Below are 20,160 nucleotides of genomic sequence, written 5' to 3' on the forward strand. Positions count from 1 at the left end.
AGCTTTAGCAGTCCAACATGGCAAATGCCTATCGGGTCCGTGACAAAGTGATGCGTGCGGGCGACCAGCCGGATCGAGTCGCCGCATGGGTAGACATCGCAAGCGTAACGATGGCCGCAACAAACAAAAGGAACGGATTTGGAATAATTTCACCTACCCAGAGCAAGATACGGGGGCGCACCTCTGTTCCTCGGACGAAAGCAACGCTACACTATCACTTGCGCCGGGTTTCGAGGGGGGACGGACCGAGCATGATCGCGACTACCCACGACCCAGCCGACATCCCCGCCGGGTTTGCCGCCATCTTGGCGCGCAACGGCGAGATGGGGCGGTTGATCGCGGGGCATGACTGGGGCGCGACGCCATTGGGGCCGATCGCCGGCTGGCCGCAGAGCCGGTTGACCGCGATCGGCATCGCGCTGTCCTCCTCCATCCCGATGGCGACGATCTGGGGGCCGGAGGGCATCCTGATCTACAATGCGGCCTATGCGGCCTTCTCAGGCGACCGGCACCCCGCGATCCTGGGCACACGGCTGGTCGATAGCTGGCCCGAGGCGGCGGTGTTCAATGCACAGGTGGTCGCGACCGTGCTGGGGGGAGAACCGCTGGCCTATCGCGATCAGGCCATGCTGCTGGCGCATCGCGGCGTGGCGGAACAGCATTGGCTGGACCTGGACTATACGCCAATCGCGGACGAGACCGGGCAGCCTTCGGGCATATTGGCGACGGTGATCGACAGCAGCGCACGGATGCGCGACCGGCAGGAGCGGGAGATCGCCATTGCCGCCGCGCGGGAAAGCGAGGCACGGTTCCGCAACGTCGCCGACCATGTGCCCATCATCATGTGGGTGACGCGCGCGGACGGCCACTGCGTCTATATCAACCGGGCCTGGAGCGTGCAGACCGGACTGCCGATGGAGCAGGGCCTCGACTTCCAGTGGTTGAAGGCGATCTTTCCCGACGACCGATCCGCCGTAGAGGCGGCGTTCCGCCACGCGACCGGAAACCGGGTGTCGTTCAGCCTGGAATTCCGCCTGCTGCATCATGACGGCACCTATCGCTGGTCGATGGTGACGGCGATCCCGCGCACCGACGAGGACGGCACCTATCTGGGCATGGTCGGATCGGTGTTCGACATCGACGAACGCCGCCGGGCCGAGGAAACGCTGCGCGACGTCAACGCCGTGCTGGAACGCCGCGTGGTCGAGGCGCTGGCCGAGCGCAAGCTGTTCGCCGACATTATGGATTCGACCGGCACGATGGTCCAGGTGCTGGGCTTCGATCACCGCTATCTGGCGATCAACCGCGCCGCCGTCGACGATTTCGAGCGCATCTTCGGCATCCGCCCCCAGATCGGTCAGCACAAGAGCGAGGCGATGGCGCGTCGCCCCGAGATCCTGTCGGTGATGCGCGATTACTGGACGCGGGTGCTGGCGGGCGAGGACTTCTCGGTCATCCAGGCGCTGGAGGATCTGGACGGCCATCGGCGGCATTATGAGTTGCGGTTCAGCCCGCTGGTCTCGACCGAGGGCACGCCGCTCGGCGCCTATCAGTTCGCCACCGACGTATCGGAACGCCTTGCCCAGCAGGAGCGGCTCGCCGATATGGAGGCGCAGCTCCGCCAGAGCCAGAAGATGGAGGCGGTAGGCCAGCTGACCGGCGGCATCGCGCACGACTTCAACAATCTGCTCCAGGTCGTGGTCGGCAATCTGGAGATGCTGGACCGCTTCCTGCCGATCGACGAGCATCCCCGCGCCCGGCGCGCCGCCACGCATGCGATGACGGGCGCGAAGCGGGCCGCGACGCTGACCCAGCGGCTGCTCGCCTTTTCACGGCGGCAGCCTTTGGCGCCGCAATCGGTGGATGCGATCCGGCTGGTCGACGGATTGTCGGACCTGTTGACCCGGACGCTGGGCGAGCAGGTGTCGCTGGCGATCGAGGCCGCGCCCGATCTCTGGCCGGTCGAGGCCGATCCCAACCAGTTGGAAAGCGCGATCCTGAACCTGGCGGTCAATGCGCGCGACGCCATGCCGCATGGCGGCACCCTGTCGATCGCGATGCGCAACGCGACGCTGGACGGGCTGACGACGATGGCGGCGGGTCCGGTCCCCTATCCCACCGATCCGGGCGATTATGTCGCGATCGAGGTCAGCGACACCGGCATCGGCATGGACCGCGCGACGCTGGGCCGGGTGTTCGAACCGTTCTTCACCACCAAGGAGGTCGGCAAGGGCACCGGGCTGGGCCTGTCGATGGTCTATGGCTTCGCCAAGCAATCGGGCGGGCAGGTGAATATCGAGTCCCACCCCGGCCAGGGCACCCGCGTCACGCTGTTCCTGCCGCGCCACCATGGCGAGGCGGCACCGAAGGTCGAAGCACCCGCTACCACCCGCCCGATGCGCGGGTCGGAGACGATCCTGGTGGTCGAGGACGATGCCGATGTCCGCGCCTATTCGACCGAGGCACTGCGCGAGCTGGGCTACGAGGTGCTGGAGGCGGAGGACGGCGCCTCCGCGCTCGCCCTGCTGGACGCGCCCGAGGCGACGCGGATCGCGCTGCTCTTTTCCGACGTGGTGTTGCCGGGCGGCATGACCGGGGCCGACCTGGCTTCCGCCGCGCGGTCGCTCCATCCCGAGCTGAAGGTGCTGTTCACCACCGGCTATGCCCGCGACGTGATCGTCCATGGCGGGCGACTGGACGCGGGCGTGGCGCTGATCACCAAGCCGTTCGACTTCGCCGATCTGGCGGCGCGTATCCGGGCTATGCTGGACGACTGACGACTGGCAGGTAAGGGAAGGTCACGGTATCGGGCGATCAGATCGCGCTTGACCCCATGCTGGTCGAAACCGGCATCGCGATGGTGCAATGCACGCCTTCCGGCCCCAGTTCGTAGGTGGTGCGCGCGCCGAGTTGATAGGGGAGCGCCTGTTCGATCAACTCGCGCCCCTGCCCGCCACCGTGACCGTCCGGATTCGACGCGAGCATGTCGACCCCGGTTTCCCGCCAGTCGATGTGCAGCCAAGGCTTGTCGCCCAGTCCGTCCGGCTCCAATGTCCAGCGGATCGACAGACGCCCCCCCGGCTGACCCAGCGCGCCATATTTGACCGCGTTGGTCGCCAGTTCATGCAGCGCGATGGCCAGCGTATGCACGGTCGAGGAGCGAAGACGGACCCCGACCGGCCCGTGCAGCGTAACGCGCTCCGCGTCACCCCCCATCGCCGCCAGCTCGCCATGGATCAGGTCGTCGAACGACACCCGGTCATGCTCGCTCAGCCGCGACAGCAGGCTCTGCACCCGCGACAGCGCCTCCAGCCGGTCGTTGAACTGGGCATGGAAGCCCGCCAGATCGCTGTTGGCGCGCACGCTGTCGTTCGCGATCGAGCGGACCACGCCCATCAGATTGCTGGTGCGATGCTGTAATTCGGCGATCAGCACGCGCTGGAGCGCATCGGCCTTGCGCCGTTCGGTCAGGTCGGAGGTAACCACCAGGAATCGCTTCGCCTGCCCAGGCATATCGGGCAGCAGCGAGATGGTGCTGTTCGCCCACACCAGTTCCCCGTCGGGACGACGATAGCGCTTGTCCAGCGTGCTGGGCGTCCCCGTCTCGGCGGCGCGGGCCAGGGCGTCCAGGCTGGGGGCCAGATCATCGGCATGGGTCAGGTCCGCGACCCCCGAGGCCAGCACCTCGTCGCGCGGGCGGCCGAAGATCCGGCACAGTTCGTCATTCACCCGCAGGAAGCGGCCATCGGGCGCGACGACCGACAGGCCGACCGGCGCGGTCGCGAAGATCGCCGCCAACTGGCTCTCGCTATCGGCCAGCTTGATCCGCACCATCTCCTCGCGAAGCCGGATGACCTCGGCCTGCGACGTCTTCCACTCGGTGATATCGCGGGTGGTCGTCGCCACGCCGTCGCCCAGCTTCACGACCGTCTGATAGAACCAGCCGTCGAACTGCTCATGGACGTAATGATGCTCCTTCTGCTCGGCGATGCCGGTTTCGGTCACCCGGCAAAAACTGTCGAAAATCCCCTCCACCACCACACCGGGATTGCGTTCGAGCAGGCTCTGGCCGCGGACCTCGCCATACAGGCTTTCCGATCGGTGGTTGTTGAGCACCCAGCGGAAATCGACGATCCGCCCGGCATCGTCCCGGATCGCCTCGAACACCTGGATCATGTCGGTGGAGGCATCCATCGTCGCCTGGAGCAGATCATGGCTGATCGGCATTCGGGGATCGCGCTTGCCCATCGGCACCTCTTCCTCACCTTCGCGCATAAGGGCGGTTATTCGACACGACAGCGGAAAATAGCAGGAACGGCCAGTTCCGTAACCGGGATATGTCGGCTGTATCGCAACAAAAGCGCTTAGCGTCGGCCTCGGCGTCACGCACCCGAAACGGTCGCTTGCGCGTTTGGGGCGTGCGCCAAGAGAGGACGGGGGATGGCATCGCGGTTTCGGCAGTTCTGGAGCGAGGAGGAATGGGCCTTCGCTCCCCATGAAAAGCCGACCATTCCCGGATCGCCCGGCAATTTCGAGCATCCCTATCGACGGCGCGTCGCCTATGGCGCGATCGCGGTGCTGATCGGGATCACCGGCGGGCTGGGCAATGCGCTGGTCCAGGTCAATACGGTGCAGTTGCAGGGTGCCCTGGGGCTGGACCCGACCGAGATCGCCTGGCTGCCCATCGTCTATGTGATGACGAACGCCTCGATCAACCTCCTACTGATCAAGTTCCGCCAGCAATTCGGCCTCAGGCCCTTCGCACTGCTGTTCGCTGGGCTCTATACCATCCTGACCTTCGCGCATCTGTTCGTGCGCGATTTCTCCACCGCCATCGCGGTGCGCGCGGCGAGCGGCATGGCGGCGGCGGCGCTGTCGTCGCTGGGCCTCTATTACATGATGCAGGCTCTGCCGGCGAAATGGCGGCTGAAGGCGATCGTGCTGGGCATCGGCGTGCCGCAATGCGCGATACCGCTCGCCCGCCTCTTCTCGCCCGAGCTGCTCGCCATGTCGCAGTGGCGGACGCTGTACCTGTTCGAGTTCGGGCTGGCGGCGGTCAGCCTGGCCGCGATCATCGCGCTTCGCCTGCCCCCGACGCAGCGGGTCAAGGCGTTCGAGCCGCTCGATTTCCTGACCTTCGCGCTCTACGCGCCCGCGATCGGGCTGTTCTGCGCGGTGCTGGGCCAGGGGCGGCTGGTATGGTGGACGCAGGCCGCCTGGATCGGCTGGTCGCTGGCCATCGCCATCCCGCTGCTCGCCGCCGCTTTGTGGATCGAGCATCACCGCGCCAATCCGCTACTCAACACGCGCTGGCTGGGGTCGATGGACATCGTCCGCTTCGCCATCGTCACGGTCATGGCGCGCATCGTGTTGTCGGAACAGAATTTCGGCGCGGTCGGCCTGCTCACCGCGCTGGGCCAGAACAACGATCAGTTCCGCACGCTGTTCGCCATCGCCTTTATCGCCTCGGTCGCGGGTGTCGTCCTGAGCGCGGTGACGCTGGATGTGAACCGGTTGAGCCATCCCGTCATGTTCGCGATCGGGCTGGTCGCCATCGCCGCCTATGCCGACAGCTTCTCGACCAACCTGACCCGCGCGCCCGAGCTGTACGCGACCCAGGCGCTGATCGCCTTTTCGACCACCTTCTTCCTCGGTCCGTCGCTGCTGTTCGGGATGACCCGCGCGCTGCAACAGGGGGCGGGGCATGTCATCAGCTTCATCGCATTATTCGGTGTGCTGAACTCGGTCGGCGGGCTGGGTGGCACCGCCCTGCTCGGCACCTATCAGGTGATCCGCGAAAAGGCGCATAGCGCCGCCATCGTCCAGAATATCGACCCCACCGACCCGCAGGTGACGCAACGTATCCAGGCGGGCGGCGCGCGCGTCTCGGGCGTGGTGGGCGATCCCGCGCTAGCCCGTGCCGAGGGGGCTGCCCTTTTGTCCCAGGCCGCCACGCGCGAGGCGAATATCCGCGCCTATAACGATGTCTTCCGGCTGGTCGCCGCGCTGGCCGCCGCCGTCACCCTGTTCCTCGCGCTGCTGACCTGGCGGCGCGCCCGGCGCGCGCGCGCCGTTGCCAAGGCATAAGCCATGACCGACCCCCGATCGCCCGTCTCCCCCACCCCGATGACCGAGGAAGCCGCCGCCGAGGCGGGCGTACCGCCGCCCGCCCCCGCACCGGTTCCCCCGCCCGCCCCGGCCTCGCGCTGGCGGCCGCCCTCGGGCGGGTGGCGATCGCGCGCGCTGATCGCCTTGCTGGTCATCGGCGGGGTCGCGGCGGTGCTGGCGGCGTGGCGGCTGCCGCCCTTCGCGACCGATCGCCAGTCGACCGACAATGCCTATGTGCGCGGGCGGACCACCGTGATCGCACCGCAGGTCAGCGGCTATGTCACCGCCGTGCTGGTCAAGGATTTCGAGACGGTGCGCGCCGGACAGCCCCTCGTCCGCATCGACGACCGCATCTATCGCCAGCGCGTCGATCAGGCGACCGCCCAGGTCGAGGCGCAGGCGGCAACGCTGGCGAACAGCCGACAGGCCGCCGCCTCGCGCACCGCCAGCCTCGCCGCGCAGGACGCCGCCGTCGCCAATGCCGAGGCGCAGTTGATGCGCGCGCGGGCCGACATGGCGCGGGTCGACGACCTGGTCACCGACGGATCGGTAAGCTTGCGCGAACGCGACCAGACGCTGGCCACGCTGCGCCAGGCCCAGGCCGCGCTCCGCCAGGCCCAGGCCGCGCGCGAGATCGCCCGGCAGGACATCCGCACGGTTCAGGTCGGGCGCGGTGGCCAACAGGCGGGCGTCTCGGGAGCCGAGGCCGCGCGGCGGCTGGCACAGATCGACCTCGCCAACACCGTCATCCGCGCGCCCGAGGATGGTCGCCTGTCCGAAGTCGGCGTGCGGCTGGGCCAATATGTGACGGCGGGATCGCAGTTGATGTTCCTGGTGCCGCCCGAAACCTGGGTCATCGCCAATTTCAAGGAAGCCCAGACCGCGCGCATGGCGGTGGGACAGCCCGCCAGCTTCACCGTCGACGGGCTGAACAATGCCCGGCTGAAGGGCCATGTCGAGCGGATCTCCCCTGCCGCCGGGTCCGAGTTCGCGGTGCTCAAGTCCGACAACGCCACCGGCAACTTCACCAAGGTGCCGCAGCGTATCGCGGTGCGCATCCGCGTCGATCCGGGCCAGCCGCTCAGTCAGCGCCTGCGCCCCGGCATGTCGGTGCAGGCCAGCGTCGACACCTCGGGCGGACCGAGCGTGCGATGAGGCGCGGCATCGCCCTTCCCTTCACCGCCGCGCTGTTACTGGCGGGATGCATCGGCCCGCGCCCGGAACGCCCCGCCGATACCTCCGTGGTGCCGCCACCCGCCTGGCGCACCTCGCTGGGCCAGGGCAGCCCGATCGCCGCCGACTGGTGGCAGGCCTTCGGCGACCCGCAATTGACCGCGCTGGTCTCGCGCGCGCTGGCGGACAGCCCCGATCTGGGGAGCGCCGCCGCACGGGTGGAGGAAGCACGCGCCCAGGAACGCCTCGCCCGTGCGCAGCTTTCGCCCAACATCACGGCGGGCCTGCCGCTGACCGAGGGGCGCACGGTCACCGCCTTCGGCGCCGGGCTCGACCAGTTCGGGTCGCAGCCGGTCGTGCAGGCCAGCTACGACTTCGACCTGTTCGGTCGGTTGCGCAACGCCCGCGCCGCCGCGCGCGCGCAATTGCTGGCGACCGAGGCCGCGCGCGACACCGTCCGCCTCGCCCTCGCCGCCGGGGTGGCGAGCGGCTATGTCACCTTGCGCGCACTCGACCACCGGCTGCACATCGCCGAGGAGACGCTGGCCGCGCGCGCCGACGCGCTGCGCATCGCGCGGCGGCGGGCGACGACGGGCTATACCTCGAACCTGGAATTGCGGCAGGCGGAGGGCGAATATCGCGCGACCGAGCAACTGGTCGCCGCTGCCCGGCTGGCGGTGACGCGGCAGGAAAATGCGCTCAGCGTCTTGATCGGCGGCGTGCCCGGCCCGATCCCGCGCGGGCTACCCATCGACCGGCTGGTCCGTCCCGCCATTCCGGACGGCCTGCCCGCCGACCTGCTGCGCCGCCGACCCGATCTGTTCCAGGCGGAACAGGCGCTGGTCGCTGCCGATCGCTCGCTCGACAGCGCACGCGCGGCGATGCTGCCCAGCCTGGGGCTGACCGGCTCGGCGGGCGTGGTGCTGTCCAGCGCGCTGGCCGACCCGATCACCATCTTCTCGATCGGGGGCAGCGTGCTCGCGCCCATCTTCGACGCCGGACGGCTGCGGGCCCAGGCCGATGCCGGCGTGGCCCGTCGCGATCAGGCCGCCTATGCCTATCGCCGCACCGCCCTGACCGCCTTTCGCGAGGTGGACGACAGCCTGGCCTCGGTCCGGCGCTCGGGCGAGCAGGCGGTGGCGCTCGCCGGGCAGCGCGCGGCACAGGCGGACGCCCTGCGGATCGCCTCCAACCGCTACCGCGCGGGCTATTCCTCCTATCTCGAACAGCTCGATGCACAGCGTGGGCTCTTGAACGCCGAACTGGCGCTGGCGGAGGCGCAGGCCAATCGGCTGACCGCCTATATCACTCTGTACCAGGCGATGGGCGGTGGCTGGTCCCCCGATGCGATCCGCGCGACGCAGCGGTAATCGGTCCGTCATGGAACGCCCAGGGCCTTGACGCGCTGACGCCAACGAACCGATTCTGGACCGAACCGGCAATGGGAGATTCGATATGGGCGTGAATGTGATCTACAAGACCAGGGCCACCGCGACGGGCGGCCGTGACGGCGCGGCGCGGTCCGAAGACGGCTCGGTCGACGTCAAGCTGGTCGTGCCGAAGGAAATGGGCGGACCGGGCGGCGACGGCGCCAACCCGGAAAAGCTGTTCGCCGCCGGTTACTCCGCCTGTTTCCTGGGCGCGATGAAGGCCGTGTCGGGCAAGGAAGGGGTGAAGGTGCCGCAGGACGCGACCGTCACCGCCGAGGTCGGCTTCGGCCCGCGTGAGGAAGGCGGCTATGGCATCACCGTCGACCTGCTCGTCAACCTGCCCGGCGTCGATCGCGCGGATGGCGAGAAGCTGATGCATGCCGCGCATCAGGTCTGCCCCTATTCCAACGCCACCCGCAACAATGTGGATGTCGGCCTGACGCTCGCCTGAGCCTCCGCCATTCCCTATCCAGAGCCCTCCGCCCGGCACACCGGCGGAGGGCTTTGCCGTTCCGAAGGACCCGATGATGACCCGCCCCACCGGCACCGAAAGCTTCGCACTCAATCAGACGATGCTGCGCATCCGCGATCCCGAGCCCTCGCTCGCCTTCTATCGGGACGTGCTCGGCATGACGTTGCTCCAGAAGCTGGACTTCGCGGAGATGCGCTTCTCGCTCTACTTCCTCGCCTATCTCGCCGAGGGAGAGGCGATCCCCGAAGACCCCGCCGAGCGCGCCCGCTTCATCTTCAATCGCGAGACCACGCTGGAGCTGACCCACAATTGGGGCACCGAGTCGGACGCGGACTTCAAGGGCTATCATGACGGCAATAGCGAGCCGCGCGGCTTCGGCCATATCGGGATCAGCGTCGCCAACGTGGCGGAAGCCTGTGCGCGGTTCGAGGCGCTGGGCGTGCCCTTCAAGAAACGCCCCCAGGACGGCAAGATGAAGGACATCGCCTTCATCACCGATCCCGACGGCTATTGGATCGAGATCCTGTCGGCGGGTGGCATGGCGGACAGCATCAGCACCGCCGGCTGACCCGGATCACAGCGCTGCGCGCGGCTGGTCGCGCAGCGTCATCCGCTCGATCAGCGGACGCAGCGAGGTCAGCCATTGCCGCACACCCTCGCGCGTCTGCTCGCTCAGGCTGAGCAGTGCCAGGCGCCGGTCGGTCGGGTGCGGCGCGCTTTCGAACATGCCCAGCGACACCAGCATGTTGATCCAGCGGACCGCCGTGGTGCGTGGTACGCCCGATGCGCGATAACAGGCGCTGGTTTCCACCGGTCGCCCCGCCTCTTCCTCCAGGAAGACGAACAGCAGCATGTCGAATGCCGGGTCGGCGAACAGGCTGGCATCGAAAAATCGGCCGATCCCCTCGCGCGCGGAGCGGACCACCCGTCCGATATCCGCCGGGGCTATCCGCGCCTCGTTCTCGCTGCGCACCAGCGATTCGACCAGGGCCAGTTCGTCGCGTATCCGACGAAGCCGGTCATCGATCCCCGCCGGTTCGGCGTCCACCCCTGCATCGTAGTGGTCATCCATGACCTCCACTCTCCGACCCATTTTCCGCACCCCATCGTCCGAGATCGTGCGGCTCTACGACATACGGACCGCTATTCCGGTTCCGCTGCGTCGCCGCAATTCACCAATTAACCTGATGACGGCAAAATTAGAGTAGGTTAACCAAAAACTTAATCTTCCGATCCGGAAACGATCCCAAAATGGACTATTATTCGCGGCAGAAGATCGGCGGGGATCAGAAGAAGAGTTTGCGGATCGACAGGCGAATGGTGCGGCCCAGCGGATCGAGATAACCGGGCTGATAACCGATCGGAACCGTGCTTGCGCCGTCGGTCACCCGCTGGCGCTGGTTGAACAGATTGTCGACCGACAGGCTGATCCGCGTGCCCCGGACCCAGGGATGCGCGCGGACCAGGTCCAGCCGCTGCCCCAGATCGGCGAACAGGCGGAAATCGACCGTCGCCAGACTGCTGAAATCCAGCGCCTGTGGATTGGCGGGGGTGCCGCCATTGACCCGCGTCGCGCTCTGCCAATTGCCCGAGAAGCGCACGCCGATGCCATTGTTCGAATAGCCCGCCTGCGCCTCGACCTGATGGCGCGAGGTGCCACCGCTCGACCCGATCGCATCGCCACGCAGCAGGTCGAGCACGGGGCCGCCATCCGCCACGGTCACCCGGTCGGCGAAGGTCCATGTGTGGTAGAGCGCGAACTGCATCCGCCCCCCGCCGCCGCCACGACCGCCGCCAAAGCCGCCGCCCCGGAAACCCCCGCCGCCGGGGCCGCCCGGCCCGCCCTGTGGCCCTGGACCACCCGGTCCTCCGGGGCCACCCGGTGCCGCATTGGCCGTCCCGGGTGCGCCGCCGGGCGCGCCCGGGCCTTCGCCACGCGGCCCCTCGCCCCCCGGCCCTTCGCCACGCGGGCCCCGTCCGCCGGGGAAGCTCATCCCGGCAAAGGGATTGGGGCCGGTGCCGGCGCGGAAGGCTTCCAGTTCCTTCTGGATCTTCGACTTGATGGGGCGTGAGAAATTGACGCCCCAGCGCAGTTGCGACCGCTCGGTCCGGGCGAAGTTGATCGGGCGGGAATCGACACGCAGCAGATTGCCCGAGGCGTCGCGCGAGAAGCGGTCCGGGAAGGCCGCCTCGATCGCCACGGTCGGCGTCGGGAAGGAGGCGATCGGATCGTCGGTGTCGATGCGGTAATAATTGGCGGTCAGGTTGATGTCCCGCTCGCGCCACGGCTTCAGGGTCAGGCCCAGCTTCATGACATGGCGGTTGTCCGCGACCAGCGCCGGATTGCCGCCCGTCACCGCCGTGATCGTCGCGGTCGTGCCGCTGACATAGTCGAACAGGCGGACATTGGGCGTGGTGATCGTCGGATTGCCCAGTTGCTGCGCGGTGGGAGCATCCTCCTGATCGGTCCAGGACGCGATGAAACGCACCCCCTCCAGCGGATTCCAGTTCGCACCGTAACCCACCGTCGTCAGCGTGCCGAAGTCCGACAGATGGTCCGCGCCGACATTGAGGTTCAACGACAGATTGCCGATCGCGCCCAGCACCTGGCGGTCGCGATTGGCGATGGGCAGGTCCAGATTGACCTGGCCGTTGACGATATCGCGCGACACGTCGCCGGTCTGGACCAGCCCGAACCGGGTCGAGCGGCTGGAGAAATCGGTCGTCTGCCCGCCCAGCTTGACGCTGGCCTGCACATCGCCCGCCGGCAACGCGAAGACGCGACCGTTGAGCAGCGCGTCCACCTCGCCCGATGATGAGGTCGACCGCGCGAAATTGCGCGCGGCCAGCCCCAGCCCGCTCAGCGGACCATAGGGATTGGCGGTCGGATCGCCCGCAGTCAGCCGGGCCTGCAAATCGGTCACGTCCAGCCCGGTATCGGTCGCCACCCGGCTCTCGGCCCGGTCATAGGCCCCGGTCAGCGACCAGCGCCACTTGCCGATATCGCCATTGAACGCGGTGCCCAGATGCGCGGTCAGCCCGGTGTTGTTCTGGACGAGCGGGCCATAGGCATCGCTCAGCCGCGCGACCGTCGCGCTGGTCGCAAAGGGCGAATAGGGATTGCCCGCGGGGACCACCAGATTGGCCGAGGGCAGGCCGTTCCAGCTATTGCTCTGCGTCGTCTGCACCTCGGCATTGAACGAGGCCGACACCTTGTCGAAGATGTTGCGCGCATAGACGATATTGGCGTCCCATTGCCGCTGCGCCGATTGCAGCGTGCGATAGGGGGTGACGTCGGTGCTGGTAGCCGGGCTGCCCGCAAGCTGGGCGAGGCCGGGGCGCGGCGGTCAGGCCGGTCGGAAGCCCGACCACGCTGGGGCTCGTGCCGGTCAGCGCCGCGAGACCCGGATCGGCGGTGACGATATTGCCGCCAAGCGACGCGTTGGACGAGGGCGCGACGATCCCCCGCTCCGCCTCGGTCAGGCGCGAGGTTTCGGAATAGTCGGTGTGGATGCTCAGCCGCGTGTCGCGCCGGATTTGCAACTGGTCGAGCCGAAGCTGCCCCATCGCCGAGCCCCCTTGCGTCGGCACCCTGCCGATCGCCTCGACCGCCAGCGAGCGGAAGCGCGGGCGCAGGACGAAATTGACCACCTTCTGATCGGCGCGATAGCCGTATTTCAGCGCGACTTCCTCAGGCAGGATGTCGACGCGCAGGATCGCCTCGGTCGGCAGGTCGCGGATTTCCTGGAAGCCCGCGATCCGGCGACCGTTGAGCAGGATCACCGGCGATCCGCCGCGCCCGCTGGTCGTCTGTGGCGCCAATTCGGTCAGCAGGTCGGCGACGCTCGACACGCCGTAACTGCGAATATCGGCGGGGTTCAGTTGCTGGTCGGGCGGGATGTCGCCTGGCACGCGCCCCGGTTCGCGCCGGGCGGTGACGACGACATCGCCTTCCTCCGCGCCGTCATCCTCCGCGTCGGGGTCGGAATGGGTGGGAGCGGCGGTGGAGGGGGCGGCGGGCGTCTGCTGCGGCGGGGCGGCGGTGGTCGCCGGAGCCGCAGCCGCCCCATCGGTGCCGGCGGGCGTTTGCGGGACAGCGGGGGACGTGGTCGCCACCTGCGCCTGCGCGATCGCCGGCATCGCACTCGCCAGCATCAAACCCGCCCATAGCCGCATCGATCGTCCCTCTTCCCACTCTTCGGGTTTCGGGCGTTAGGACGCAAATGTCGCACAAATGTGCCGTGCGGGACGACATTTGTCGCGGGCGTGCAGAAGGATAGATTCTCCACGACCCCGGCGAAGGCCGGGGCCCAGGATCGGTGCAGTTCACGGTATGCGGATATGAGGCGGGGGAGGCCATCGCGACGCGCTCGCTTCTGCCTCCCCCGCCTTGTCGCTATGCCACCTCACCACCTCGCAACTGGGCCCGGCCTCTGCCGGGGACGTGCTGGTGGTAAGGGCGGCGCTTAACCCGCGAACGCCTTCTCGATCACATAGGCACCCGGCTGCGCGTTCGAGCCCTCGGGAAAGCCCATTTCCTCGAACCTGGCGCCCAGCGACTTGATCATCTCCATGCTGCCGCACATCATGATCCGGTCGGTTTCCGGGTTGAAGCCATGCGCGCTGGGCAGCCCCGCGAACAACCGGCCATCGTCGATCAGCGCGTCGATCCGGCCCGAGGTGTGGAAGGGTTCGCGCGTGACGGTCGGGACATAGTGGAATTTCTCCGCCGCGACGTCACCGACCAGGGGATCGTCGGCCAGCTTGCCCGCCAGCTCGTCATGGAAAGCGAGATCGCTGACCCGGCGGACCGAGTGAACGATGATGACCTCATCGAACATGTCGTAGATATCGGGATCGCGCGCGACCGACAGGAAGGGCGCCAGGCCCGTGCCGGTCGACAGCATGAACAGCCGCTTGCCGGGCAGCAGCGCGTCGGCGACCAGCGTACCGGTGGGCTTGCGGCCGAGATAGATCTGGTCACCCGGCTGCACCTTTTGCAGCTTGCTGGTCAGCGGGCCGTCCTGGACCTTGATCGACAGGAAATCGAGCTTCTCGTCATAGGACGGGCTCGCCACCGAATAGGCGCGGAGCAGCGGCTTGCCGTTGTCGCCCTGGAGGCCGATCATCACGAACTCGCCCGACCGGAAGCGGAAGCTGTCGGGGCGCGAGACCGAGAAGGAGAAGAGATGCTCGTTCCAGTGATGGACGCTCTGAACCGTCTCGACGCTCAGCGCGGTGGTCGGGGTCAGTTCGGGCAGGGCAGTATCGGTCGACAACCTCAAAACTCCTTTGCGCCCCGCGCCCGTCGATGGTTCGTCGGGGCGGGCGGATACGTCATGGGCGAATGAATCGGGTGGCCCTTACCAAGAATAGCGCAGGCTGCCTACAAAGGTCCGCCATGCCCCATAATAGCAGCCATTGTTCAGGAAAGGGCCGCCGACGGACCGCGCGGCGAACCCGTCGGGCCGGAATGCCGCCCGCCAGCGGGGCCGTCCGCCCAGGAGCGCCGTGCGAAGGCGATGCATAAATTTTTCCCCTGCTATTGATAGTGACTCTCAAATACTGCTAAGGGCCTGCCCGTGAATTGACAAGGGGTAAGCGCGGGTGGCGTCACGCCAAGCCATTGACGAACGGGCCGGACAGGCCTCGCGGGGCACCCGCACCCGGTGGTTTGCCGGGACGGCGATGGCGTGGCGCTGGTTCACCGCGATCGTCGGCGGTTATGGGTTCGCGGTGGCCGCCGCGATGCTGACCGCGCGGATACTCCCCGCGCCCGACACTATGGCGCGAATCGAGGTGACGGGCTGGCCGATGCTCTTGTCCTTCCTGGTCTATGCCGGGATCGGATTATGGGCATTGCACGAAATTCGCTTGCGGCGGGTCGGCGCGGTGGTCTGGGGCGGCGCGATCGTCATGGCGGGCCTGATCTGGTGGCTGGGCACGCGGGCATGAGCGAGGCGACGATGTCCGGCCAGCGCGGCTGGCGACAGACGATGGCCTGGGCGCATGGCTGGCTGGGCCTGATCGCCGGGTGGATCCTGTTCACCATGTTCCTGACCGGCACCTCGGCCTATTTCCGGCCCGAGATCACCCAGTGGATGCAGCCGGAGATTCGCCCCGCCACGGCGTCGACCGGACAGGCGGCGCAGTCGGCGGTGCGCCATTTGTCGCGGATCGGTCCGGACGACCTGCAATGGTATATCTATCTGCCCGATGGCCGGACGACCGCGACCCGCGCCTTCCGCATCCCCGCCAAGCCCGATCGCACACGGCGCGGCGGCGAGCTCGACCTCGATCCCGTCAGCGGCGCCCCCCTGACCGCGCGAGAGACGCGCGGGGGCGAGCATTTCTATCGCTTCCATTTCCAGCTTCAATTGCCGCACCCCTGGGGCCGCTGGCTCGCCGGGCTGTGCGCGATGGCGATGCTGGGCGCGATCGTCTCGGGCGTGATTACCCATAAGCGCATCTTCGCCGACTTCTTCACGCTGCGCTGGAACAAGGGGCAGCGGAGTTGGCTGGACGCGCACAATGTCACCGCCGTGCTCGGCCTGCCCTATCATGCGATGATCACCTATACCGGGCTCATCACGCTGGTCACCATGTACATGCCGTGGCCGGTCCTGATGAATTATGCCAAGCCCGCCCAGTTCCTTGAGGTCGCATACGGCACGCCGGCGGACGTCGCCGCCAGCGGCGTGCGCCGTCCGCTGGTCGCGATCGCGCCGCTGGTCCGCGATGCCGAGCGGCGGATGGGCGGACAGGCGACGCGGATCATCGTGCAGAATCCGGGCGATAGCGCGGCGCGCGTGACCATCGCGCAAGGATCGCGCGGCGCGATCAGCGCGCGGACGCCCACCGTCACCTATGACGGCGCGACCGGCCGTTTCGTCGCCCAGACCGGCCAGGTCGCCTCGGCGATCGGGACGGCGGGCGTGCTGCTCGGCCTGCATCTGGCGAGCTTTGCCGGGCCGGCGCTGCGCTGGGCCTATTTCGTGATGGGCCTGACCGGCGCGGCGATGGTCGGCACCGGCCTGCTGCTCTGGACCGCCAAGCGACGCAAGCCCGGCGCGGCACCCTTTTTCGGACTGAAGCTGGCCGAGCGGCTTAACATCGCGGTCATCGCGGCCTTCCCCAGCGGCATGGCGGCCTATCTGCTCGCCAACCGGCTGATCCCCGCCGGGATGGAGGGGCGCGCCGAGATGGAAGTGTCGGCGATGTTCTGGACCTGGGGCCTGCTCGCGCTCGCCCAGTTCGGCCTGCCCGCCCGCCGCGCCTGGACGGCCCTGTTCGTCGTCGCCGCCGCCCTGTGGAGCGCGATTCCGATCGTCAACGCGCTGACCACGTCGCGCTCGCTGGTCCCCGCGCTGCTCGACGGCGATCACCTGTTCGTCGCTTTCGACCTCGCCTGCCTCGCCATCGGGATCGGCTTCGCCGTCGCCGCGCGGGTCAGTGCCCGTCCCGCTGCCCGTACTCCCACACGGACCCGTCGCCCCCTGGAGCCTGCCCATGCTTGATACGATCGCGCTTTGCTTTGTCGGCTTCTGGCTGCTCGCCGCCGGGTCCTATCGCCATGCCAGGGACGCGGGCACGCTGCACGATGCGCGGCTTCGCACCGGATTGAAGCTGCTGGGGGCCGCCGTGCTGGTGCTGGCGCTATCGGCATGCGGGACGCAGATCACGGGCGAGCGGATCGTGCGGCTGCTGGGTGCGGCGTCGATCGGCGGGATCGCGCTCAACCTGCTGCTGTCGGTGCGCGCGAGCGCGGCCTTCGCCCCCTTGCGTGCGGTCAACCGGCTTGCGGGTCGAACACGGACCAGCCGGTCCGCTGCACCAGCCGTTCGAGCGCCAGCGTACCAAGCTGCGAATTCCCGCGCGCGTTGAGGCCGGGCGACCAGACGGCGATCGAAGCCCTGCCGGGCACGATCGCCAATATGCCGCCGCCCACCCCCGATTTCCCCGGCAGGCCGACCCGGAAGGCGAATTCGCCCGAGCCGTCATAATGGCCACAACTCATCATCAGCGCGTTGATCCGCCGCGCCCGCTGCGCTGACACGACCGAGCGCCCGGTCCCCGGATGGAGGCCCCGCGCCATCAGATAGCGCCCCGCCAGCGCCAGTTGCCGACAACTCATCGCCAGCGCACAGAAGTGGAAATAGACCCCCAGCACCCGCTCCACGGGATGATGGAGATTGCCGAAGGCCCGCATGTAGTGCGCCAGCGCCTGGTTGCGGTGCCCCGTCTCCATCTCTCCTCGCGCGACGACGGCGTCGATGACGATGTCCTCCTCCCCCGCCAGCGCCCGGACGAAGCGCAGCATCTCGCCGATCGCCTCGCGCGGCTCGTAGCCGCCGAGCAGCACGTCCGCGACCACGATCGCGCCCGCATTGATGAACGGATTGCGCGGGATGCCGCTTTCGGTTTCCAGTTGCACGATCGAGTTGAACGCCGTCCCCGACGGCTCGCGCCCCACCCGCCGCCACAACTGGTCGCCGACCGCGCCGAGCGCCAGGGTCAGCGCGAAGACCTTGGAGATGCTCTGGATGGAGAAACTCTCTTCCGCATCCCCCGCCAGATGACATCGCCCATCCGCCTCGACGATGGCGATGCCGAAGCGTTGCGGATCGATCCCCGCCAGCGCGGGAATATAATCCGCCGGTTTGCCCCGGTCGGGCGCGTCCGCCATTTCGGCGGCGATATCGGCGACGATCGCGGACAGGTCCATGGTCCTCTCGTGCCGTGGGACGTTCCCTTTGTCGAGCGCCGCGAACCCGTCACAAACCGGGGTTAGGGAGCCGTCGCTTCCTCCCAAAGCACCGAAACGGACCGAAATCAGTATCATGCGCGATAGGGACACCACCCCGCCCGCCCCCGGTTTCTGGACGCTCGCCAGCGTCGAGGGATGGGAACGTTGTGCGATCCAGGGCGCCAAGTCGCTGCTCACCCTGTTCCTGCTGACCGACCTGCTGGCACGCGGCCATGCGGTGGTCGGCCTTGCCGAACTGCGCATGGCGGTCGAGCGGATGACCGGCACGCAGGGCGACGTCGCCTTCGCCTCGCAGCTTTACGGGCTGTACGGTGCGCTGACCTATCTGGTCCTGCCGCTGGGCGGATGGATCGCGGACCGCAGCGGGCGGCGACGGACCGCCATGTATGGCGGCGCGCTGCTGATGGCGCTGGGGCTGTTCGCGCTGGCGAGCCGAACCTGGGCGCTGGCGGGGCTCGGGTTGCTGATCGCGGGGATCGGGTTGCTCAAGGGCAATCTCGCCGCCGAGGTCGGCGCATTGCGCGGGAAGGCCGGTGGCGACCGGCTGTTCGCGGCCTATCTCGCCTGCCTCAACGGCGGGACGTTGCTGGGGCCGCTGTTCGGTGGATGGCTGGCGCTGAGGTTCGGGTTCGCCGCCGCCTTCGTCGCGATGGCGGCAGGCATGGGGGTCGCGATACTGCTCCTTCGCACCGCACCGCGCGTGGCGCTGTCCCCGCCCGCGCCGGGGGAGGATCATCGGACCGACTGGGCGCGGGTGGTGCCCGCCATATTGGGGGTGACGCTGTGCTTCTGCGCCTATGAGCAGTTGACCAACATGGTGCTGGTCTGGGCCGAGGCGCGCGTAGATCTGGCCGTCGCCGGGGTCGCGATCCCGCCGAGCTGGCTGGCGGCGGCGGATGGGCTGTTCACCATTGCGCTGGCGCTGCTCGCCTATCGACTCGGCCCCCGGCTTGCGCGGCGTGGCCGGGAGCCGGGGCCTGCGCGCAAGCTGGTCGCCGGGGGCGTGGCGATCGCACTGGCCTATGCCCTGCTGGCGTCTCTGTCGGGTGGCGCGGAGCGGATCGGACTGGGCGGGCCGATCATGGCGGTGCTGTTGCTCGACATCGGCGTGGTGCTCGCCTGGCCCTCGGCGCTTGCCATCGTCAACGCCGCCGCGCCGCCCGCCCGCCGGGGGCTGATGACCGGGCTATTCTATCTCCACGGCTTCGTCGCGCATCTGGCGGTGGGGCAGTTGGGCACGCTCTATCCGACGATGGACCAGCCGCATTTCTGGATGGTCCATGCCGCCTTCGCCCTAGCGGGGGCGGGCATCGCCCTGGCCATTCCACGCGGTCAGGCGACCACCACCTCCACCCCGGCCAGCGCCTCGGCATAGGCCGGGGACAGCGCCATGTCGGTCACCAGCATCGCCACATCGCCCAGCGCCGCCACCTGGATCGTGCCCGGCCGGTCGAATTTGCTCTGGTCCGCCGCGATCAGCGTGCGGCGCGAGCGTGCGATCATCATCCGGCACACGGCCGCCTCCCCGCTGTGATAATCGGCAAAGCCATGGTCGAGATTGACCGACTCGACCGACAATATCGCCAGCGCGGGCGTGAACATCGCCAGATAGTCGCGCGCGGTGGCGTCGAAACAGGCGCGATACTCGTAATCCATCTCGCCCCCCGCCAGCATGATGCGGTTGTCGTTGCGCCCGCCCAGTTCGGCGGCGACGCCCACCGCATTGGTGACGACGGTCAGCCGCTGATGATCGCGAAGCGCACGGGCGACATAATGGCCGGTGGTGCTGGCATCCAGATAGATGGTCTGCCCATCCGCCACGAGTTGCGCGACGGCGGCGGCGATCCGCTGCTTGGCCTCGGCATGGCGTTGCAGCCGGGTGGCGAAGGAGCCCTCCGTCTCCACCTTGGCGATGCGCACCGCACCGTGGGCGCGGACGACCGCGCCGGAGGCCTCCAGCACGCGCAACTCGCGGCGCACCGTCTCTTCGGAGACCGACAGCGCCTGGGCCAGTTCGCCGATACCGTGAAAGCCACCCTCTCCCAGAAGCGCCACGATCTCGTTCTGGCGGCGCTGGCGTTTCATCATGTCTGGCAGGTCCTCTGGTTCGGGTCATGCTAGCGTGCGACCATCCGGTCAGGAAGCCCACACAAAGCCGCCGACGGCACAGGGTGCGCCGTCGGCGTAGGAGCGCTCCGGTGCCGCTGGGG

General features: G+C 68.2%; 17 protein-coding genes. 10 read left to right on the top strand and 7 right to left on the bottom strand.

Annotated features, from left to right (window positions below):
- Positions 1-251: 251 nt before the first annotated feature.
- Positions 252-2,777: a PAS domain-containing sensor histidine kinase gene (locus QE379_RS18680; RefSeq protein WP_307002792.1), complete on the top strand. Its 2,526-nt coding sequence runs from the start codon at positions 252-254 to the stop codon at positions 2,775-2,777.
- 37 nt (positions 2,778-2,814) lie between these two features.
- Here QE379_RS18680 and QE379_RS18685 read toward each other — a convergent pair whose 3' ends face one another.
- Positions 2,815-4,275: a sensor histidine kinase gene (locus QE379_RS18685; RefSeq protein WP_307002794.1), complete on the bottom strand. Its 1,461-nt coding sequence runs from the start codon at positions 4,273-4,275 to the stop codon at positions 2,815-2,817.
- A 165-nt stretch (positions 4,276-4,440) separates the two neighbouring features.
- Here QE379_RS18685 and QE379_RS18690 point away from each other — a divergent pair, with 165 nt between their 5' ends.
- From QE379_RS18690 to gloA, 5 genes are all read left to right on the top strand, one after another.
- Complete coding sequence (locus tag QE379_RS18690) at positions 4,441-6,087, top strand: MFS transporter (protein ID WP_307002796.1); 1,647 nt, start codon at positions 4,441-4,443, stop codon at positions 6,085-6,087.
- 3 nt (positions 6,088-6,090) lie between these two features.
- Positions 6,091-7,263 carry an HlyD family secretion protein gene (locus QE379_RS18695; protein ID WP_307002798.1) on the top strand — a complete coding sequence of 391 codons (1,173 nt, stop codon included), beginning with the start codon at positions 6,091-6,093 and terminating at the stop codon, positions 7,261-7,263.
- Positions 7,260-8,651 (top strand): efflux transporter outer membrane subunit, encoded by a 1,392-nt coding sequence (locus QE379_RS18700; RefSeq protein ID WP_307002800.1) that lies wholly within the window; start codon positions 7,260-7,262, stop codon positions 8,649-8,651. The genes QE379_RS18695 and QE379_RS18700 overlap by 4 nt, the downstream gene beginning before the upstream one ends.
- Before the next feature lie 85 nt (positions 8,652-8,736).
- Positions 8,737-9,162, top strand: coding sequence for an organic hydroperoxide resistance protein (locus tag QE379_RS18705; RefSeq protein ID WP_307002802.1), 426 nt, complete (start codon positions 8,737-8,739; stop codon positions 9,160-9,162).
- 73 nt (positions 9,163-9,235) lie between these two features.
- Entirely contained in the window at positions 9,236-9,751 is a 516-nt protein-coding gene (gloA, locus tag QE379_RS18710; RefSeq protein ID WP_307002803.1) for a lactoylglutathione lyase, read from the top strand.
- Positions 9,752-9,757: 6 nt separating this feature from the next.
- Here gloA and QE379_RS18715 read toward each other — a convergent pair whose 3' ends face one another.
- The 4 genes from QE379_RS18715 to QE379_RS18730 form a co-directional block, all read right to left on the bottom strand.
- Entirely contained in the window at positions 9,758-10,255 is a 498-nt protein-coding gene (locus tag QE379_RS18715) for a hypothetical protein (protein WP_307002805.1), read from the bottom strand.
- A 214-nt stretch (positions 10,256-10,469) separates the two neighbouring features.
- Complete coding sequence (locus QE379_RS18720) at positions 10,470-12,395, bottom strand: TonB-dependent receptor (protein WP_307002807.1); 1,926 nt, start codon at positions 12,393-12,395, stop codon at positions 10,470-10,472.
- Complete coding sequence (locus QE379_RS18725) at positions 12,349-13,359, bottom strand: TonB-dependent receptor (RefSeq protein WP_307002809.1); 1,011 nt, start codon at positions 13,357-13,359, stop codon at positions 12,349-12,351. Before QE379_RS18725 ends, QE379_RS18720 begins: the two co-directional genes overlap by 47 nt.
- A gap of 290 nt (positions 13,360-13,649) precedes the next feature.
- Positions 13,650-14,462 (bottom strand): ferredoxin--NADP reductase, encoded by an 813-nt coding sequence (locus tag QE379_RS18730; protein ID WP_307002810.1) that lies wholly within the window; start codon positions 14,460-14,462, stop codon positions 13,650-13,652.
- 328 nt (positions 14,463-14,790) lie between these two features.
- Here QE379_RS18730 and QE379_RS18735 point away from each other — a divergent pair, with 328 nt between their 5' ends.
- The 3 genes from QE379_RS18735 to QE379_RS18745 are packed head-to-tail and all read left to right on the top strand — an operon-like array spanning position 14,791 to position 17,067.
- The gene (locus tag QE379_RS18735) at positions 14,791-15,138 is read left to right on the top strand and encodes a hypothetical protein (protein WP_307002811.1); all 348 of its coding nucleotides are present in this window, start codon (positions 14,791-14,793) and stop codon (positions 15,136-15,138) included.
- A complete protein-coding gene (locus QE379_RS18740; RefSeq protein WP_307002812.1) occupies positions 15,135-16,700 on the top strand; it encodes a PepSY domain-containing protein in 1,566 nt (521 codons plus the stop codon). Before QE379_RS18735 ends, QE379_RS18740 begins: the two co-directional genes overlap by 4 nt.
- Positions 16,693-17,067: a DUF3325 family protein gene (locus tag QE379_RS18745; protein ID WP_307002814.1), complete on the top strand. Its 375-nt coding sequence runs from the start codon at positions 16,693-16,695 to the stop codon at positions 17,065-17,067. The genes QE379_RS18740 and QE379_RS18745 overlap by 8 nt, the downstream gene beginning before the upstream one ends.
- Here the strand turns inward: QE379_RS18745 and QE379_RS18750 are convergent.
- Entirely contained in the window at positions 16,973-17,908 is a 936-nt protein-coding gene (locus QE379_RS18750; protein WP_307002815.1) for a glutaminase, read from the bottom strand. The two genes, QE379_RS18745 and QE379_RS18750, sit on opposite strands and share 95 nt — an antisense overlap.
- A 115-nt stretch (positions 17,909-18,023) precedes the next feature.
- Between QE379_RS18750 and QE379_RS18755 the strand changes: the two genes are divergently transcribed.
- Positions 18,024-19,325 carry an MFS transporter gene (locus tag QE379_RS18755; protein WP_307002816.1) on the top strand — a complete coding sequence of 434 codons (1,302 nt, stop codon included), beginning with the start codon at positions 18,024-18,026 and terminating at the stop codon, positions 19,323-19,325.
- Here QE379_RS18755 and QE379_RS18760 read toward each other — a convergent pair.
- Positions 19,283-20,038 carry a DeoR/GlpR family DNA-binding transcription regulator gene (locus tag QE379_RS18760; protein ID WP_307002817.1) on the bottom strand — a complete coding sequence of 252 codons (756 nt, stop codon included), beginning with the start codon at positions 20,036-20,038 and terminating at the stop codon, positions 19,283-19,285. The genes QE379_RS18755 and QE379_RS18760 overlap by 43 nt on opposite strands.
- Positions 20,039-20,160 lie beyond the last annotated feature (122 nt).

It is taken from the genome of Sphingomonas sp. SORGH_AS_0879, assembly GCF_030819175.1.
Lineage (GTDB): Bacteria > Pseudomonadota > Alphaproteobacteria > Sphingomonadales > Sphingomonadaceae > Sphingomonas.

Bases quoted from the DNA above. Each gene is read 5' to 3' on its own strand.
- QE379_RS18745 (WP_307002814.1), top strand. From the start codon at position 16,693: ATGCTTGATACGATCGCGCTTTGCTTTGTCGGCTTCTGGCTGCTCGCC.
- QE379_RS18725 (WP_307002809.1), bottom strand. From the start codon at position 13,359: ATGCGGCTATGGGCGGGTTTGATGCTGGCGAGTGCGATGCCGGCGATC.
- QE379_RS18685 (WP_307002794.1), bottom strand. From the start codon at position 4,275: ATGCGCGAAGGTGAGGAAGAGGTGCCGATGGGCAAGCGCGATCCCCGA.
- QE379_RS18760 (WP_307002817.1), bottom strand. From the start codon at position 20,038: ATGATGAAACGCCAGCGCCGCCAGAACGAGATCGTGGCGCTTCTGGGA.
- gloA (WP_307002803.1), top strand. From the start codon at position 9,236: ATGATGACCCGCCCCACCGGCACCGAAAGCTTCGCACTCAATCAGACG.
- QE379_RS18750 (WP_307002815.1), bottom strand. From the start codon at position 17,908: ATGGACCTGTCCGCGATCGTCGCCGATATCGCCGCCGAAATGGCGGAC.
- QE379_RS18715 (WP_307002805.1), bottom strand. From the start codon at position 10,255: ATGGATGACCACTACGATGCAGGGGTGGACGCCGAACCGGCGGGGATC.
- QE379_RS18755 (WP_307002816.1), top strand. From the start codon at position 18,024: ATGCGCGATAGGGACACCACCCCGCCCGCCCCCGGTTTCTGGACGCTC.
- QE379_RS18680 (WP_307002792.1), top strand. From the start codon at position 252: ATGATCGCGACTACCCACGACCCAGCCGACATCCCCGCCGGGTTTGCC.
- QE379_RS18705 (WP_307002802.1), top strand. From the start codon at position 8,737: ATGGGCGTGAATGTGATCTACAAGACCAGGGCCACCGCGACGGGCGGC.
- QE379_RS18700 (WP_307002800.1), top strand. From the start codon at position 7,260: ATGAGGCGCGGCATCGCCCTTCCCTTCACCGCCGCGCTGTTACTGGCG.
- QE379_RS18740 (WP_307002812.1), top strand. From the start codon at position 15,135: ATGAGCGAGGCGACGATGTCCGGCCAGCGCGGCTGGCGACAGACGATG.
- QE379_RS18690 (WP_307002796.1), top strand. From the start codon at position 4,441: ATGGCATCGCGGTTTCGGCAGTTCTGGAGCGAGGAGGAATGGGCCTTC.
- QE379_RS18695 (WP_307002798.1), top strand. From the start codon at position 6,091: ATGACCGACCCCCGATCGCCCGTCTCCCCCACCCCGATGACCGAGGAA.